Source organism: Ruegeria sp. O6 (genome assembly GCF_056535045.1).
In genome coordinates this window covers 96,801-113,898 of record NZ_JBQERM010000008.1, presented here as the reverse complement: position 1 = coordinate 113,898, position 17,098 = coordinate 96,801, and the positions used below count along the sequence as shown (strand labels likewise).

Genomic DNA, 17,098 nt, shown 5'->3' with positions numbered 1-17,098 from the left:
GCACTTTACTTGGGAAGCTATGCGTAAGAATTCACTGCTTCCGACATTGCTGTATGAAAAGGCGACCCGACCAGGAAATCCAATGGTGGAACACCCTTTGAGTACAGAAGGGAACCTGGCAGGGGCCGCTCGATCCATCAAGGTCTGCACAAGGTTGCAATCACGTGCAATCTTAGATTGGAGGTGCTGCGCGCGCTGTGATCAACTGTCTGGCAGTAACTCTTTCGCGATGTATCATGTACAGACCTGCACCGATGATGATGGCAATGCCAAGCAGGCTAAGCCTGTTCGGAAAGTCATTGAAGACAAGGTAGCCAAACAAGGTTGCTACCGGCAGCTCAAAATACTGCAAAGGAGCCAATGTGGCAGACGGGGCAAATGACAGCGCATAAGTCATCATCATGTGGCTTACCGTCGCAAAAAAACCGGTCCCAAGAAGCCACAACAGTGCAATGTCTTTCGGCCAAACGGGATCGAAAAGTTCGGAACCAGAACCTTGCGCAACCAATAAGATTGGAATGCAAAACAGACTGGCAACCAGGCCAGTGTGAAATTGCAGAGCCACCGGGTGCATCCGTCGCGACAAGCCCCGCGTCACAAGAATGTAGAAAGCGAAAGCAACAGCCGTACCGAGAGGAATAATTGCCACTGCGCCGAAAGCCGCGAAGCTGGGTTGGATGACGAACAATACGCCAACAAACCCTACAAGAGCTGCCCCGACGCGACGAGGACCGACATCTTCACCAAGGTAAAACTTGCCGACCAGCAAGACAATGAACGGTGCCACAAACACGATGGCAAGGGCATCAGCAAGCGGCATCACTCGGATAGCCGTAATGAAACAAAAAGTCGCGAACAGCAAAAGTATTGAGCGGAATACAAGTACCATCAATTCACCGCTCGCGACACGCAATGACAGTCCCATTTTCCAGACAAACGGTCCCATCAACGCACATTGCAATACAAAGCGAGCGGCCGTTATCTGCCCAACCGGCACACTGGCCGATGCGAGCTTGGCAGCTACATCGAGCAAGGGAGCAGTCAGGCAAAATCCAAGCATCAGTGCAACGCCCGCAAGGGTGCGATCCGTGGATTGAGGTGTGGAATCAGCTGAGGTCATCTCATCATGAAGAACTGTCGCCAAATGCGTGTCTGTTCTCAATGCGACGCCAGGCAAAAGTCCCGATATTCCCGAGCTCGGGCAGAGTAGGAGTTTGCTCATGCAGCGAACCGCAGGTTCCATGACCCGCACGGCAGCATCAACTGCCTTGTTTCAGGATTCGCTAACGAGATGTACTGGCTTTTTCATTCAACGGTTTACCTGCAAGGCTAGGCACAGAGATCGGCGACCTGCAAATCTCTAGAAACCGGTCAATCAACGCTGTCTGCACTGTTTGGCGAGAGCGGGCAATCACCACCCTGTAGTGTCCGATGCTTTCCTCGAGCGGTCGCGCAACGATGGGGTCGCCTTCAATCGTGCGATCCTGCTTGGGCGGGAAGCCTGCCAGGGTGAAGCCGAACCCCTTGCCGACGTAGGCCTGAACAAGCTCGCGTGATTGGGATTGGAATGGCACTTCGGGGTGAACGCCTGCGGCCTGCAGCAGTTGAAGATAGCTAGGGCCGGGCCCGGCTGGTGATACAGCGATATAGGGCAGTCCGATCAGGTCGGACAGGCTGATCCGGGCTTTTGCTGCCAAAGGGTGTTCGCCTGACAGCAGAACCAGGGGCGGCAGCTCCAGCAGCACTTCTGCCTCATGCCGCTTGAGATCGAACCCCTGGTCAAAGACCACCAGCGCATCCACTTCGCCACTGTCCAGTGCGTCCACCAAGGTCGGATAATCCGCTTCCTTCACCTCGACACGAACGTCTGGGTAGCTTTCGCGGAAGGCAAGCACCGCAGGCAGGACGATCCGCTGTGCCAGTGCGTGATGAGTGCCGATGTGGATCCTGCCAGTGCGTCCTGACGCCAGGTTCTCGGCCTGCCTGTCCAGCGCCGCGGCCTGCGCCAGCAGCGCCTCAGCCTGGGCGAAAAACTCCTTTCCCGCAGGCGTCAGCCGCATGCCTTGTGCCGGAAAGCGGTCGAACAGGGTCAGGCCGGTGGTCGTCTCCAGTTTGTCCACCGCTGAGGCAATCGCGGCGGGAGAAACATTCAATTGCCGGGCGGCCTGGGCAATACCGCCCCGCCGGGCGGTTTCTGACAGGTAGGCGAGTTGACGAAGGGTGAAATTAATCATCTAAAAAACTAACTTTTGAGGTGTATTAAATCAGTTTTACCGACCTTTTGGCAAGCCCTATGCTGCTTTTGGGACAAACAGGAGACTCACATGGAGATTCTTCCACTGACGGGGGGGCTCGGTGCCGAAATTCTAGGTGCGGATGTCCGCAGCGATGCAGATTTTGACGCCATTCAGCGCGCTTTTGCCAAATACTCGGTGATTGTGCTGAGGGGGCAGGCTGTGGGTCCGGAAGATCACCTGGCCTTTGCCCGCCGTTTCGGGCCGGTCAACGTGAACCGGTTCTTCAAGCCGGTCAAAGGGCACCCCGAGATCGCCATGGTGCTGAAAGAGAAGGACCAGAAAGAAGCCGTTGGAGAAGGTTGGCATACCGATCATTCTTATGATCAGGAACCGGCGATGGGCTCGATTTTGCATGCGATCGAAATGCCGCCTTACGGTGGCGATACGCTGTTTGTCTCAATGGGGGCCGCCTACGAGGCGCTTTCGGCCCCGATGCGCCGGTTTCTCGCCGAGCTGACGGCCGTGCATTCCTCGCGGCATGTGTTCGGCGCTGCCGTAATGGATAGCGAGGCAGTAAAGTCAGGACGTCTGGGCAATGCAGAGGCCGCAATCCAGGACGCCCGGCATCCGGTCGTTATCACGCATCCCCTGAGCCGATGGCGTGGCCTTTTTGTGAACCCGGTCTTCACAACCCGTATCGAGGGTTTGGCCCCGGCTGAGTCTGAGGCGCTTCTGGCCATGCTCTATGCCCATTGCCAGCAACCCGAGTTCCAATGCCGTGTGCGCTGGCAGGCCGGTGACATTACCATGTGGGACAACCGCGCCACCTGGCATAAGGCGATCAATGATTATCACGGCTTCCGCCGCCTGATGCATCGTGTCACTGTTGAGGGCGTGCCCCTCGCGCCCGCTGCTGCGGCCTGACCTTAGCGAAAGTATCGCAATGACCCACCTCAACTCACAGGCAGCAACCAGCCGGCCCAATGTCATCCTGATCCTTGCGGACGACATGGGATTTGCCGATCTTGGCTGCACCGGTTCTGAAATCCAGACCCCCAACATCGACGCCCTTGCGCGGGGCGGCGTTATGCTGTCGGCGATGTACAACTGCGCCCGCTGCTGCCCCACCCGTGCTTCGCTTCTGACCGGGCTTTATCCGCATAATGCAGGCGTTGGCCACATGGGCGCCAATCTGGGCACCCCTGCCTATCAGGGCTTCCTGCGCAATGACAGTGCCACGATTGCCGAGCATCTGCACGCCAGCGGTTATGCCACGCTGATGTCGGGGAAATGGCATGTGGCGGGCGATTTTGAAGCCCGTAAGGTGGACAGTTGGCGGGTTGGCGACGTCGAACACCCAACCCCGCGCCAACGCGGCTTTGACCGGTTTTACGGGATCATGGATGGGGCCACACATTTCTTTTCGCCGCATTACATGCTGGAGGATGACAGTCGGGTCGAAACCTTCCCCGATGACTTCTACTTCACCGACGCCATCACCCAAAAGGCTATTGGTATGATCGAAAGCGCTGTGGCGGAAGAAAAACCCTTCTTCCTTTACCTAGCCCACACAGCGCCGCACTGGCCGTTGCACGCCCACCCTGAGGACATCGCAAAATACGATGGGGTCTATTCAAAAGGCTGGGACCATATTCGCACCGCGCGCCATGAAACCATGAACAGCCAGGGTGTGTTCCAGCGCGGCTGGGACATCTCGCCCCGCGACAGCACTGTACATGGTTGGGAGCAGGAACAGAACCGGGACTGGGAGGCCAGCAAGATGGCCACCTACGCGGCGATGGTTGACCGAATGGATCAGTCGATCGGCACGCTGGTTGCGGCCCTGAAACGGCTCGGTCAGTTCGACAACACGCTGATCCTGTTCCTGTCAGACAACGGCGGCTGCGCCGAATTCATGGCCGAGGACGGCTGGGCTAAGTTCTATCCCGACCGCACCCATGACGGCAAGCAGATCACCATGGGCAATGTGACCGGTCTGCGCCCCGGCGATGCCCAAACCTTCCAGAGCTATGACAAACCGTGGGCCAATGTCTCCAATGCGCCGTTCCGGCTTTACAAGCATTATGTCCACGAGGGCGGTATCTCCACCCCACTGGTGGCCCATTGGCCAAATGGGTTCGAACCGCGCGGCACGGCTCATGCAGCCTGCCATGTGGTCGATATTCTGCCGACCATCCTGGAAGCCACCGGAGGCGCTTATCAGACAGAGGTGGGCGGTCATGATATCCAACCGTTGCAAGGGGAATCTCTGCTAGGTCTTATGAAGGGCAAGGACTGGCAGCGCGAGCAGCCGATCTTCTGGGAGCACGAGGGCAATGCCGCCATCCGGTTGGGCCAGTTCAAGCTGGTTCGACTGCATGACCGCCCCTGGGAGCTTTACGACATCGAGGCCGACCGTACCGAGCTGACCGACCTAGCGGGCCGCAACGCCGCCCTTGAGAAAGACATGATCCATCAATACCAGGCTTGGGCGGAAACCGTCGGCGTGATGGACTGGAACGAAGCGTTGCCGAAACTGCTGGCGGCGTGGGGGATGGAGAACGCGGATGGCTGAAGCTGATCGCTAGGTGGTCGCTGAGGTCCCTTGGTAAAGGACGGGTTTGCTCGCATCCTGCCAGTTCAGGCGAGGTGTAACGAATGGAACCGAAGCCAGCATCAGATCATCCATTTCGATCTTACCTGTGACTTTGGGGGTATCTTGCTCTGGGTAGATTGCTCGCCTCATCTTTTTTCTTGAGACGAATGTTTAATTATAGGAATGTATTTGAAAAAACCGAAAGTAGAACAGAGGAGTAGGCGTCAAATGGCCGGGAAGTTCGAGATATATAAAGACAAGGCTGGTGAATTTCGGTTTCGTCTGAAAGCCGGGAATGGTGAAATCATTCTGGCCAGTGAAGGATATGTTCAAAAGGCGAGTGCCACGAACGGGATCGAGTCTGTCAAAAAGAACGCGCCGGATGACGGCCGGTACGAGCGCAAGGAAACCAAATCCGGCGGTCATATGTTCAACTTGAAGGCCAGCAACGGTCAGGTGATCGGCACCAGCGAGAGCTATACCAGCACTTCAGGGCGGGATAACGGGATCGATTCCGTCAAACGGAACGCACCTGACGCACGTGTCGACGATCTGACGTGACCTGACACGGTAACTTTTTACCACTTCCATTTGTGTAAACTGCGAAGGCGAGATGCATCGACGCATCTCGCACAAAGGCTTGAACAACCAAGCCGAAAGCACACATCAATCAACCCGTAGGCGCGAACGCATCGTGAAGCGTTTCGTTTCGATTCTGTTTCAAATCCGTGCCTACCGAATAAAACGGCGTTTTAGCGACAGAGGATCCAGACCCATGCTGGCAATCAAATCCTTTGCTTCAACCGCATTTGCCCTGACGACCATTAAGCTGAAAAACATGATCCGCTAAAGGCAGATCTCCCCTGGACTCCGTCCATTTCAGCATTTCGCCCAACTGGCAGGCCAATCGAGTCGCCATCTCCACTGATGCTGCCGCTATTAAGACCGTAGTAGAATTGTCAACTTTGGTTCCGCGCGGGTGGGTTTGTCACAGGCAAATTGGGTTTGCTCGCGAGGTCCCCAAGGCTAAAAATCCGGGAGTGAGTGTGAGACGGAGGTAGAGCAGTGACCCAACAGAACTGGAGCCAGGCCATTCTCGACCGGCTCAAGTCCGCAGGAAGTAATCTGACTATACCAGACGGATCCCAACTGTTTGCTCCGGGCGCTTACGGTGAGATGTTTTTGATCGTCCGTTCGGGCATCGTCCGGGTGGAACAAACCAGTCCGTCGGGACGCACCGTTGTTCTTTATCGGGTTGGCCCGTACGACAGTTGCGTTATGACGACCTCGTGCATGTTGTCGGACATCCCCTATTCAGGGTTCGGTTATGCCGAGGGGCCGGTGACGGCGCTGGCCATCGGGCGGGACAAGTTCAACACGTTGCTGGCTACAGATGCCGAGTTTCGGGGCGCGGTCTTCATGGCGTTTTCACAACGCATTGTTGAGCTGTCCGAGGTTATCGATGATCTTCTACTTAACCGGATGGACCTGAAACTGGCGCAGTGGCTTTTGGATCAGGGCGCAACTTCGGGCGATATTCGCACCACGCACCAGCGCATTGCAGCCGAACTGGGCAGCGCGCGCGAAGTCATGTCCCGTATCCTCAAGGATTTTGAACATCGCGGGTGGGTCAGGCTTGAGCGAGGTGTGATTTATCTGCAGGACCGCCCAGCTCTGCACCACCATGCCAGAACGGGGGTTGTGTGACCTCGTCACATAATATGGCTTGGAAAACAGTGAATCTTGGGCCAGACAATCAAGGAGATTCGACCATGCAATTCACGTCTAATGTTGGTTCTGTCGACCGGATTCTGCGCCTGATCCTCGGTGGTGTGCTGATCCTTCTGGCACTGACCGGTACTATCGGCCCCTGGGGTTGGCTTGGGGCTGTGTTTGTGGTGACGGCATTCATGAAATTCTGTCCGATCTATGCGCTTCTGGGTCTGTGCACCAACAAGCAAGCCAAGCCGTAACACGACCAACCCTTGCCTCGTGCAACACCGGGATTTTCTGGATCCCGGCGTTGCGCAGCGGGCGCGGGTCAGGCGCGGCGTTTCTCAGAGCTGACGCTGTTTGAGGCGGCCCGAGCGCCCGTGATCCTGGCAAGGGCGGGGGCCAGCTCGGGGCTATTGAAACGGAACCCGCTGCGTAGCAGTTTTGCCGGAATGACACGCTGGCCACCCAGTATCGTTTCACGTCCCATATCCCCTGCGACGTTTGTGATCAGCCAAGCAGGCAGACGTATCAAGGCAGGGCGGTTCAATGCGCTTGCCAAAGCCTGTGTGAACTCTGCGTTGCGCACCGGGTTTGGAGCAGTGGCGTTGAGCGGGCCGTTGATATCCGGATGCGACATGACGAATGCGATGACGCGGATCAGATCATCCCGTTCGATCCAGGGCATCCACTGTTGTCCATTCCCCAGCTGACAACCGGCACCAAACTCGAAAGGTGTCAGCATTCGGGCCAGCATGCCGCCTTCAACCCCCAGCACCAGACCGATACGCAGTTGCACAACCCGGACGCCCATATCCACGACTGGCGCAGCGGCGCGCTCCCATGTGTCGCACACCTCATGGATGAAGGCGGGGCAGTGCGTGTCGTCTTCGGTGAGGGTCTCGTCTTGCCGCAGCCCATACCAGCCCACGGCGGAGCCGGTGATCAGACAAGATGGTTTTTGATCCAGCCTGCGGATCAGTGCGACCAAATCTTTCGTCATCTTGACCCGAGACTGCAGGATGCGCGCGCGTTTCCGAGGCGTCCAATGCGCGTTTGCTACCGGCTCACCCGCCAGATTGACGATGGCGTCAAAACGCTCTGTGTTGTCAATTTGCTCGAGTGAGGTGATCAGGCGTACCGGATGGGTCAAAGCGTCGACCTTTTGCAGATTGCGGGTCAGGACGGTGACGTGGTGGCCGCCAGCAACCAGGGCTTCGACCAGGCGTTGTCCGATGAAACCGGTGCCACCCGTGATCAGCAGATGTTGTCGGGGCGCGAGTTGCGCGACCAGAGAGGTCGCGTTGACAGCATTCAACCGCGTGCTGCGTGCGGCCGCCACCAAATCGCGCGCGCTGAACAGCGCCACACCAATCGCGGCAAGGGTCGCCATGATGCTCCAACCGCCGCGATGGACGGGTACCATCTCTGACGGCAGGGCAGACCAGGTCCAAAGGTATGGGGCAGCCAGCGCGAGGATCGCACCATAATTCAGCGCCAGCAAAGTGTGATTGACCCGTTCTGTGGCGGGGAGACGGCGGGTCAGGTCCTCTTCAACGAAATCCCAAAGGGTAATCAGGACCTCAAGGCCCAGGATTATGGTCAGAGCAATGGTAAACGTGCCGTGGGGTTCGAACCATCCAAGGCACAGGAAGATGACGGCGTAGAAAGCGTTCCTGACCCCATGCAGGCGCAGTTCGGTCTGTTGCGAAGGGCGCCAGGCCAGCCGCTCGGTGCCTTCATGGTGCACCAGCGTGTCGAATGCACCCATCGAGATCTGAAGGGCAATCAATGTCCAAAGCAGCGGGTCAGTCATGTCGGATCCTTTCTGTCGCAAAAAATGGCGTCCTGGTGGATCAACTCTCCGAACAGGCGGCTATGAAGGCTTAGGGAAAACAGAAACCGCGCGTCGCCAAGATCGGTGTGAGTGATGGTCAGAACGCCAGGGCGAATCCAGCGCGGGAGGCGCAGTTTCCTATCACCCAATTGAACGAAGTAATGATCGCTGAGAAAGCGGAGACCGGTGCGGTCTGCTTGAACGCGCAATGCGATACCGATACCGGCGCCGATGTATTCTTCGATCCCGGTCGGTCCAGAGAACCGTTTTGCGCTGTGGATAACTTGAGGAAACCCTCCGGCGCGCCCATACTGGCGGATCCAGAACTGTCCGTTAACGGAACTATCCTCGGTCACGGTGACAATCGCGGGCTGATCCACGCTGGATGTATCAAAGGGTAGGGGGCCGCCGATCAGACGGGCCAGATGCGCCAGCAGTTGCCCGGCCAGCGTCAGACGCATTGCTACAACTTTGCCCTGATAGACCACGCTGGCGCCGTTCGCTAGGCAATGACCAAACCGCGCCCGGACCTGATGGGGCAGGGCGGCCCAAGCTGCGGGGCCAACCAAGTCGCGAAACCTTTGATCGGACATGTCCATAACATGCGGAGAGAAATTGCTCAGTTTCATATCACACCATATGCTGTAGTTGCTGTTATTTCTGTATGAAGAGAAATATATTCTCAAAATTTTTTACGACTTGCCTTTCTTGCTCCCGATCTTGAGGAGCATGATGATCTTGTCGCCCATCTTCATAAGAGCCGAAAGCTTGGACTTAGGGACCGACAGCATTTGCTCGGACCATTGGTCGGCCGTAGTCAGGAACTGTTGCATATTTTGCATTCTCTCCAATACGACAGGGGACAGATCAGCCTCGTCCGAGGCTTGTTGCACGCAGATGTCCAACGCCCGCATCGCGGGGTCGATCTCGCGCTCTTTGCGGCCTTTTGCAATCAGAAGGGCCATGTTCCAGACATCAGTTTCGGCTGCGAAGTGCTCGCGACGATCACCGGGGACGGGCACGCGGTGGATCAAACGCCATCCGGCCAGCTCTTTCAGCGAGTTTGAAACATTTGACCGGGCGATGCCAAGTTCGTTTGCGATTTCTTCGGCATTCATGGGCGAAGTGCTGAGGTACAAAAGCGCATGTATCTGCGCTACGGATCGGTTCACACCCCACTGGCTGCCCATATCACCCCAATAGAGGATGAATTGTGAACGGGCCGAGGATTCGGATAAATCAGTTGTTTCTGTCATGACAGAAATATGAGATACCGGTAGTCTGATGTCAAACAAATTTACCATGACGTCAGGGTGATCCGCCCGAAACCTGTACCGAGGTCTTGTCGCAACCGGATCGCAATTGATGACCGTGGAATCCTGAGTGACTAACCAATTCCAAAGTCAAATTTAGGGAATTAACCAGCCGCAACACCTGCCGTGCATTTGTAGCTAACAAACTATGCTAAAACCCGCGGTACGTTGGAACTGGTCACCTGACCGTGGCAATCTGGACATTTCCTACACGGAACCGACCATCCGCGGCCAACGGTACCCATTTTTCAGGACCGACACGCCGTCCACCTGTCCAGGTTCCGTTCGTTGAGCCCATATCACGAATAAAAAGATCGCCCGTTTTTTCTACGCGTAAAACACAATGCTGACCCGAAGTTCTTTCGCTGCGAGAAAGCGCAAGATCAGCCCAGTTCTTGTCACGTCCGATTTTGATCTGATGTGTGTTAGACAAGCCTTTAACATTCCGAAATTCGACAAACTTGCCGCGATCCGGGCCGTTCAGAACAACCAGTTGCCAAAAGGCCAAGGCGCGGGGAGCCATCGGGCTGTACCATGTCACATCGGCGGCCCTGTCATACCGGGATGCGACGTTCGGATTTGCTCCGGTTAAGCCAAACGACATGATCTTCTTCAACGCGCGGGTAGAACGCCGCATATGAGATACCGGATTGCCGCGTTTGTCGCGCATATTCAGACGTAAGGCATATCGTCCCAGGCTGTGCCCACCAAGAAAACCTTCGCAGATCAACCAGTAGCTAAGAACCAGGATCAGATAAAGCCCTACCGGTAAGGCCAGACCGGTATTTCCCAACCGTAGTTCCTGACGCAACACAGGTTCCAAAGTGACCAATACAAAACCCAGAAACATAAAATCTAGGACAGCGGCGGCGCTCAGCAGGCGCGCGGCGTTTTTTGAATCCAGAGGTCCACTGAGCTTCATGTCCGCGCCCCCAACAAAGTAAGCACCATAAAAAGGGCCGCGCCGATCGAGAATAGGAACAGCGCGTCGCACCTGATCCGCAGTGCTCGTCTACCACCTGCACCGGCGCTTTGAAAATGGAATCCAGCGACCCACACGGCAAGACCCGTTCCTGTGACAGTGAATAACAGGACTTCCGGCAAGACCTGTTGGTGGGGCGCAATAGAAAGCCAGTCAGCGGCCCCCACCATAAGGCCGCCCCACAAAAGCGCGACGACATAAGCTGCAAAGCCAAGAGACTCATTTCTTTGCTGACTTAGCTTTCCGACAAGTGCACCCAATCCCCATCCCAATGCCGCAGCGACTAAAACTAATAATGTCAGGCGGACAGGTAAAGACAGTGAAGAAACCTGAACATTGAACACAATACTGGACGTATTGTTCGTCAAATTGGAAGTAATACCGAGAAACGCAAGAAATGCGCCAACTCCGGCACCGAGGTGCCCAAGGAAGGTAAAAATATCATTTGCGAGTGAGAGTTTATCTCTGATATCAAAGGGTAATTTCATTGAAAATCTCGAGTTTGATAAATAAGGAATTCACGTGTTCGGCGACGTGAGACGATATTACCATTCTTCACTTGCACACATGCGAATCGTTGATTGAAATTAAAAAGTATGTGACTTCATAATCAACTACGAAGAAAATTATGAGTACGGAGTTTGTTGATGCGTTCAGTAGCAATTTCTATTTTTGCGGTTTTTTCTCTTCTACTTTCAGCCTGTACAGAAGAAACAATTCAATCTGCGTCATCATCGGCAGTCGCTGGCAAGACGCAGCAGGAAAAGCAACTTGAAAAGCAGGTTCGAAGCCTGGATCAGGTTTCAAAAGATATCATCGTCAACAATACCATTCAGGGTGCCCTGGCTGGTGCAGTCGTTGGTTGTGGGATCGGATTGTTGCTGGGTGGCAGTGGCAGCGATTGTGCCGCTGGTGCAGCAGCAGGTGGCCTGATCGGCGGCGTAGGCGGCAATCAGGTCGGCAAGAAAGCGGCAGCCAAAAATGTTGAAATCGTCAACAGCAAGGCTGTTCTGGCCAATCTGTCCAACGTCAGTAAGCAACTGAATTCGGTCGAAGCAAACCTGCGGTCAGTTCTGGCATCGCAAAACGCCGAACTGAAGTCGCTGCGTCGTCAACTGGATGGCGGCCAGGTTTCTCAATCGGCGTACAACGCACGCGTCAAGGCTATCAAGTCAAACCGCCAGGTTGTTTCGAATGAGCTAAAGCGCAGCGAAAAGAACATGGATGGAACGATTTCCGAGTTGCGTGCTGCCTCAAGCAAAGGCCAGCCTGGTCTGGGTGGAGCCACGAATGCAGCCGTCAGCAACAAAAATCGTCTGGCGCGGACGCGGGCATCCATCAATCTTCTTTAAGTTTCTTTGACCCGCGTTCGTTACCGGACGCGGGTTTTCCAATAGTAAGTGTGTACCATGACCTCTGATCTTTTTCGTTTCTCAAAACCGGTAATGCTGGTCTCATTGATCGCCCTTGCGGGATGTACAGGATCTACGGACCCAACCACCGCGACTCTCTTCGACAATATTGCTAACCTGAATTCCGGGGAATACGATCGCCAGATTGCGCAGAACAAGGCGCAAGCGGATGCCATTCTTGCTCAGAACAAGGCGGCTGAGCAGCGAAACGCTCAGCTAGCGGCGCAGCGCAATGCCAATCAAAGCGAGATAAACGCGTTGCGTCAGCAGATTGCGGAAGTCAAAGCCCAAGGGGCCAAAGCCCGCGCAGCGTCAGCTTCGGACCCGGTGAAACTGCAGCAAGTTCAGGCTTTGGACAATCAACTGGGGGCCGTCGAACGGGACGTATCAAGCGGCGCTGATCCGTCTGTTGTACGGAACGAACTGAACCGGATTAAGTCGGCCTATCGCGCGCTGTCGATCTGATAAGAAACACGCCAGGTCGGCGCTTGTCGACGCATGCGACGACCGGGACAACTTGCCTGAGGGGGGTCTTGGGATCGTGACCTACGGAATATCACGCACATTTATTGCGGTTGCGGCTGCATTGGTTTTTGCAAGCTCAGCCCAGGCGCAGGACGGTAAGACGCGTGCGCCTGCGACCGGGCTTGCCATTCTGGATTGCGCTCCGGCAAAACCTGCACCGGAAGACAGTTGTCTGGTGCGGGTACCGTCAGGCAACGAACGCGGCGGTATGAGCTTTCGATCCCTTGGTGATACGCAAGCTGATTTCGAGTTCGTCAAAGATGTCGACGAATTGCCCGGTAACCTGACCCTCTCTGCTACAATGGTTCTGATTGACCTTTCTGTCGGGGATCGCAGTGGCAGGGTGCGCAGCTGGAGCCGCGAGAGGGACCTTATATCGCGCGTGGTGACGAACCTGCCGCCAGATGAGAAAGTTGCAATCTACGGTTTCGGTAACGATATTGTCGAACTCTCACCATTCTCCACCAGCCGCTCGCGCGCGGAAGACGTGGTCAAATCTCTAGAAATCAAAGAACAGAACACGCGCCTTGTTGCAAACTCGACCCGGGCAATCGAATTGCTCAGCGAGCAGGACGATGTGCTGTTGAAAAACCTGATCCTGATCACCGACGGCGACGAGGAAGGGTTGGCCACCGTTGAAGAGATTTCAGCGGCTGCGGAAAAGGCAGGGGTGTCTGTCTCAGCTCTTGGGATGTTCTGGCGGGCACAGGGGAATGCCCGTACCACGCGCGGCATCGATGTTTTGAAACGCCTGACCGATCCTCAACAAGGTCTAATGGAAGAAGTGTTTCTTCAGAACCAACAAACAGCAAACACGGTAGTTTCAAGCTTCATTCGAACTTATGGAAATTCGGTCAAGGGCTCAGGCCTGATCGTCCCCGTAGGCGATGCGGCGCCAGCGCGTATCACGATTGACATGATCGAACCTGTTGTTGGTCAACCTGGTCAGACACAGACCAAGAGCTACTCGGCAGAGTTTCAGCCTGTCAATGTAGCGGCGGCGCAAACGGAAGAACCGGCTGAACCGGAAGTGGATGAAACTCTGATTTTCGGCTTGCCGGCTTTGTATGTCTATGTCGGTGCCGGTGTTCTGGCATTGCTGGTACTTTTGCTGGCGTTCTTGCTGATGCGTCGCGGGGGCTCTGGTTTTGATGATGATCTGGAAGAGATCGAACTGGGGGATATCCCAAATGCTGAGGAAGTGCCGAACCGCGACGCAGCACCGACGGCTGCGCATGTACCACCTCCGGTTGCCTTTCTTGTGCGTGTTGACAATGGACATCGGTTTCCGGTGCCCGCAGGGCGTTCGACCTTGGGCCGCAGCAGCACTAACGCCGTGGTCGTTCCCGATAGCGGCGTATCCCGTGTTCATGCCGAACTGAGCGGATCGCTGGATGGCAAGTTCACACTCAGTGATCTGGATAGTCTGAACGGGACGCTGGTCAATGATCGCAAGATCAAAGGCACGCAAAGAATAAATGTGGGTGACACTGTGGGCCTTGGGCCCGTGCGCCTGAAACTGGTCCGCGGTTAATCCGCCAGATCATCTGAACAGGAAAGGTGATGAAAATGGGTAACGATAACAAGACTAGCTGGTTGTTCGATAAGGATGACGAAGAGTTGAACGATCTGGACATAGAAGGAGATGACGGTTTTACCGAAAGCCTTGCCCCTTCGAACAATGAACCGACACATGCAATCGGCGGATCATCCTACAGCGAAGCCCCGACCGAATATGTAGAATCTGACAAGACGCAGATCTACCACGGAGGTATGTCCAAGAGCTTTTCCGGAAAAGCCGAATTTGATCCAATGATTGATCCCATTACAGGGTGGTTGGTCGTGGTGAAGGGCCCCGGACTGGGACAGTCTGTAAACCTGGGTTCAGGTATGAACACGCTGGGACGCGAGGGAGGAGAGCGTGTGTCACTGGATTTTGGTGACAAGTTGATTTCTGGTAAGGATCATCTGCGTATCATTTTTGACGACGCCAATCGGGTATTCTTTGCAGCCCCCGGAACAGGCCGCAATATCAGTCGGATCAACGGGCAGATCGTCGCCACGACAATGCCGCTTGAGAACTATGCTTTGATTGAATTGTCCAAGCAGACTCATGTGCGTTTTGTTGCTTTCTGTAACGAGGATTTTGACTGGTCGGAACTGGCCCAATCCTCTGAAGACTAATTCAGATGACAATTATCAGCGGCAAGCAAAGCCTGGGCCAGCGCGAGAACCAGGAAGATGCGTTTGACATCGTATTCCAGAATGAACGTGACCCCAAATCAGATATCCTCATGCTGGTCGCCGACGGGATGGGGGGGCACGCTGGTGGTGAAGTGGCCGCGAACATGGCGTTGTCAACCTTCAAATCCCATTTCATCGAAGGCTCGAACGCCCCTCGTCCTCGAGACCGGTTGCAGGAGTCATTGATCGCGGCCAATGAAGCTCTGCGTCACAAGATTGGCAGCCAACCGGATCTAAAGGGCATGGGGTGTACACTTGTTGCCGCCCTGAAACTGGGTGACCGTTTGGTCTGGTTGTCCGTCGGAGACAGCAGCTTGTTTCTACTACGCGACGGACGGCTGAAAAAGCTAAACGCTGATCACTCGCTTTACGGCGAGCTTTTGCAGATGGTTGCGTCTGGTCAAATCACTCAGGACGAGGCTGACAACCATCCGCGTCGCAACGCACTGCGCTCTGCCTTGATGGGAGATCGGATTTCACTGACGGATATCAACGCGATCAACCTGAAACCCGGTGATGTCGTACTGGTATGTTCTGACGGGCTTGATACGTTGTCGCAAGCCGAGATCACCGGTGTGTTGCAAAGCGGTAAAAGTCGCGACATGCGTGGTGTGGCCTCGGATCTGCTGAATGCCGTCGAGGCGAAAGGCAAACCGAAACAGGATAATACGACTGTTGTGGTTTATGCACATGTTCAGGAAGGCATGAGCAGCATGTTGCGGGGCAGCCAGTGGGCGTTCACACCCGCTGACAATCGAAAGAAAACACTGAAATACATTGCGATCGGACTTGGGGCTTTAGCCGTTGGGGCCACTATTGGTGCGCTGAGTTTCGGTGACAAGAAGTCAGCGGAAACTGATCTGGCACCAAAGCCCGAGTCCGCTCCAGTAGAGCAGGAAGAACGCAGTATCGGAGACAGCTCGGTCGCCGAGCCGGTTTCGCCGGAAACGCCTGTTGAAGGTGTTGAGAGCCCCGCACCCGAAGAATCGGATGCTCAGGAACCGGTGGCTGATCCGGAAGCGCCTGGTGAAGAAGCCCCTCCGTCAGATGCGCCTGAAGCGTCGGGTGATCAGCCTGGTGAAGATGTGACCAATCAGGATGAGCAACCGTCCACTGATTCAGTAGTTCAGGAGTAGCGCCGCCCGTGTCCGCTCATTTGCCAAGGGGAGAAACCTTTGCCGGCTATGTCCTAGGGGACGTGCTTGGGCAAGGGGGCTTTGGCATCACCTATCAATCGCGCAACCGGGAATCAGGTGAACGATTTGCAATCAAGGAGTACTTCCCGGCGGATTACGCCAGTCGCGGACCGAAGAACGCAGTCGTTCCCACAAACGAAGGGCGCCAGCTTTTTCACATGGGGCTCGAAGCGTTTTTGCAGGAAGCTAACATGTTGCGCGACCTGCCGCAGCAGCAGGGCTTGATGCGTGTTCGGGCGGCTTTTCGCAAGCATGGTACAGCCTATTGCGTGATGGAATACATCCACGGCGATCCGTTGGACCGGATGCTGACTCGTATGATCGAGGCACGTGGCTCCGTACCTCAGGACCTCGTAAAAAAGTTTCTCCAATCAATGCTTGGTGCATTGGATGCGGTTCACAAAGTTGGCATTGTGCATCGCGACATGAAGCCTGCGAATGTCATGATCCGAAAAGATGGGCAGCCGATCCTGATTGACTTCGGAGCAGCGCGACTGATGGGCAAGTCCAGCGGGTTGGCTTCTATGTTCACACGGAAATACGCCGCGATCGAGCAGTTTCCGCCCGAAAAAACCGGGTTGGCGGGCGGAGTTCACGAAGGACCGTGGAGCGATCTGTTCGCATTGTCGGTTATTCTTTACGAAATGGTGTCGCAAAGCCTGCCGCCAAATGCGGAAGAACGCTGGAAAGACAAGCGGGCCACTGGTCGTGATCCTTATGTGCCCGTGCGTCAGAATCTGATCCGCAACCGTGTGCAGGCCCAATATGATGACGTTCTGCTCAATGCGATCGACATGGGGTGTCAGCTGTTGCCCCGAGACCGAATTCAGACTGCGCGAGACTATGCCCGGATTTCAGGTATCGATTTGCGTCACCCTGTCGAGAAACATGAACCACCTGACCCGAAACCAAAGCGACCGCAGGACGGTCGCACGCCTCGACATAAGCGCGGTGGTCGTGCTGGGCATAAGGCATCGCTAGTGGTGTTGTTGTTTATTCTGGTCGTTGCTGTGGCCGTAATTGCGTATGGAACTTTGATGTGA

Annotated in this window: 19 protein-coding genes; 11 read left to right on the top strand and 8 right to left on the bottom strand. The window is 55.4% G+C overall.

Annotation, left to right across the window (positions count from 1 at the left end; all coding sequences use genetic code 11):
- Positions 1-172 precede the first annotated feature (172 nt).
- Together ACR0DY_RS12180 and ACR0DY_RS12175 are read right to left on the bottom strand one after the other, a co-directional pair.
- Positions 173-1,120 (bottom strand): DMT family transporter, encoded by a 948-nt coding sequence (locus ACR0DY_RS12180; RefSeq protein ID WP_480483617.1) that lies wholly within the window; start codon positions 1,118-1,120, stop codon positions 173-175.
- Positions 1,121-1,283: 163 nt separating this feature from the next.
- The gene (locus ACR0DY_RS12175) at positions 1,284-2,234 is read right to left on the bottom strand and encodes a LysR family transcriptional regulator (RefSeq protein ID WP_480539179.1); all 951 of its coding nucleotides are present in this window, start codon (positions 2,232-2,234) and stop codon (positions 1,284-1,286) included.
- A gap of 90 nt (positions 2,235-2,324) precedes the next feature.
- Between ACR0DY_RS12175 and ACR0DY_RS12170 the strand changes: the two genes are divergently transcribed.
- Both ACR0DY_RS12170 and ACR0DY_RS12165 read left to right on the top strand, forming a co-directional pair.
- Positions 2,325-3,161, top strand: coding sequence for a TauD/TfdA dioxygenase family protein (locus ACR0DY_RS12170; protein WP_480898370.1), 837 nt, complete (start codon positions 2,325-2,327; stop codon positions 3,159-3,161).
- Positions 3,162-3,180: 19 nt separating this feature from the next.
- The gene (locus ACR0DY_RS12165; RefSeq protein ID WP_480546011.1) at positions 3,181-4,812 is read left to right on the top strand and encodes an arylsulfatase; all 1,632 of its coding nucleotides are present in this window, start codon (positions 3,181-3,183) and stop codon (positions 4,810-4,812) included.
- A gap of 9 nt (positions 4,813-4,821) precedes the next feature.
- On the opposite strand, the gene ACR0DY_RS12160 is transcribed toward ACR0DY_RS12165, so the two are convergent.
- Complete coding sequence (locus ACR0DY_RS12160) at positions 4,822-4,983, bottom strand: hypothetical protein (protein WP_480483561.1); 162 nt, start codon at positions 4,981-4,983, stop codon at positions 4,822-4,824.
- Positions 4,984-5,061: 78 nt separating this feature from the next.
- Here ACR0DY_RS12160 and ACR0DY_RS12155 point away from each other — a divergent pair, with 78 nt between their 5' ends.
- The 3 genes from ACR0DY_RS12155 (at position 5,062) to ACR0DY_RS12145 (ending at position 6,806) form a co-directional block, all read left to right on the top strand.
- On the top strand, positions 5,062-5,394 hold the full coding sequence (locus tag ACR0DY_RS12155) for a YegP family protein (protein ID WP_480483560.1): 333 nt from the start codon (positions 5,062-5,064) through the stop codon (positions 5,392-5,394).
- 504 nt (positions 5,395-5,898) lie between these two features.
- Positions 5,899-6,540 carry a Crp/Fnr family transcriptional regulator gene (locus ACR0DY_RS12150; protein WP_480487969.1) on the top strand — a complete coding sequence of 214 codons (642 nt, stop codon included), beginning with the start codon at positions 5,899-5,901 and terminating at the stop codon, positions 6,538-6,540.
- A gap of 65 nt (positions 6,541-6,605) precedes the next feature.
- Positions 6,606-6,806, top strand: coding sequence for a YgaP family membrane protein (locus ACR0DY_RS12145; protein WP_480483558.1), 201 nt, complete (start codon positions 6,606-6,608; stop codon positions 6,804-6,806).
- A 68-nt stretch (positions 6,807-6,874) separates the two neighbouring features.
- Here ACR0DY_RS12145 and ACR0DY_RS12140 read toward each other — a convergent pair whose 3' ends face one another.
- The 5 genes from ACR0DY_RS12140 to ACR0DY_RS12120 all read right to left on the bottom strand — a co-directional run bounded on the left by ACR0DY_RS12140 (position 6,875) and on the right by ACR0DY_RS12120 (position 11,166).
- Positions 6,875-8,362, bottom strand: coding sequence for a TIGR01777 family oxidoreductase (locus ACR0DY_RS12140; RefSeq protein WP_480487971.1), 1,488 nt, complete (start codon positions 8,360-8,362; stop codon positions 6,875-6,877).
- Positions 8,359-9,012 carry a DUF4166 domain-containing protein gene (locus ACR0DY_RS12135; protein ID WP_480898368.1) on the bottom strand — a complete coding sequence of 218 codons (654 nt, stop codon included), beginning with the start codon at positions 9,010-9,012 and terminating at the stop codon, positions 8,359-8,361. The genes ACR0DY_RS12140 and ACR0DY_RS12135 overlap by 4 nt, the downstream gene beginning before the upstream one ends.
- Before the next feature lie 63 nt (positions 9,013-9,075).
- Positions 9,076-9,639 carry a GbsR/MarR family transcriptional regulator gene (locus tag ACR0DY_RS12130; protein ID WP_480483554.1) on the bottom strand — a complete coding sequence of 188 codons (564 nt, stop codon included), beginning with the start codon at positions 9,637-9,639 and terminating at the stop codon, positions 9,076-9,078.
- Positions 9,640-9,874: 235 nt separating this feature from the next.
- Positions 9,875-10,618 (bottom strand): FHA domain-containing protein, encoded by a 744-nt coding sequence (locus tag ACR0DY_RS12125; protein WP_480483552.1) that lies wholly within the window; start codon positions 10,616-10,618, stop codon positions 9,875-9,877.
- A complete protein-coding gene (locus ACR0DY_RS12120) occupies positions 10,615-11,166 on the bottom strand; it encodes a hypothetical protein (RefSeq protein ID WP_480483550.1) in 552 nt (183 codons plus the stop codon). The genes ACR0DY_RS12125 and ACR0DY_RS12120 overlap by 4 nt, the downstream gene beginning before the upstream one ends.
- Positions 11,167-11,325: 159 nt before the next feature.
- On the opposite strand from ACR0DY_RS12120, the gene ACR0DY_RS12115 reads away from it, so the two are divergent.
- The 6 genes from ACR0DY_RS12115 to ACR0DY_RS12090 all read left to right on the top strand — a co-directional run bounded on the left by ACR0DY_RS12115 (position 11,326) and on the right by ACR0DY_RS12090 (position 17,098).
- Positions 11,326-12,030: a hypothetical protein gene (locus tag ACR0DY_RS12115; RefSeq protein ID WP_480483548.1), complete on the top strand. Its 705-nt coding sequence runs from the start codon at positions 11,326-11,328 to the stop codon at positions 12,028-12,030.
- 57 nt (positions 12,031-12,087) lie between these two features.
- A complete protein-coding gene (locus ACR0DY_RS12110) occupies positions 12,088-12,555 on the top strand; it encodes a hypothetical protein (protein WP_480483546.1) in 468 nt (155 codons plus the stop codon).
- A gap of 76 nt (positions 12,556-12,631) precedes the next feature.
- A complete protein-coding gene (locus ACR0DY_RS12105; protein ID WP_480487974.1) occupies positions 12,632-14,149 on the top strand; it encodes an FHA domain-containing protein in 1,518 nt (505 codons plus the stop codon).
- Positions 14,150-14,184: 35 nt separating this feature from the next.
- Positions 14,185-14,799: an FHA domain-containing protein gene (locus tag ACR0DY_RS12100; protein WP_480483542.1), complete on the top strand. Its 615-nt coding sequence runs from the start codon at positions 14,185-14,187 to the stop codon at positions 14,797-14,799.
- 5 nt (positions 14,800-14,804) lie between these two features.
- The gene (locus tag ACR0DY_RS12095; RefSeq protein WP_480539191.1) at positions 14,805-15,995 is read left to right on the top strand and encodes a PP2C family protein-serine/threonine phosphatase; all 1,191 of its coding nucleotides are present in this window, start codon (positions 14,805-14,807) and stop codon (positions 15,993-15,995) included.
- Positions 15,996-16,003: 8 nt separating this feature from the next.
- Complete coding sequence (locus ACR0DY_RS12090) at positions 16,004-17,098, top strand: serine/threonine protein kinase (protein WP_480483538.1); 1,095 nt, start codon at positions 16,004-16,006, stop codon at positions 17,096-17,098.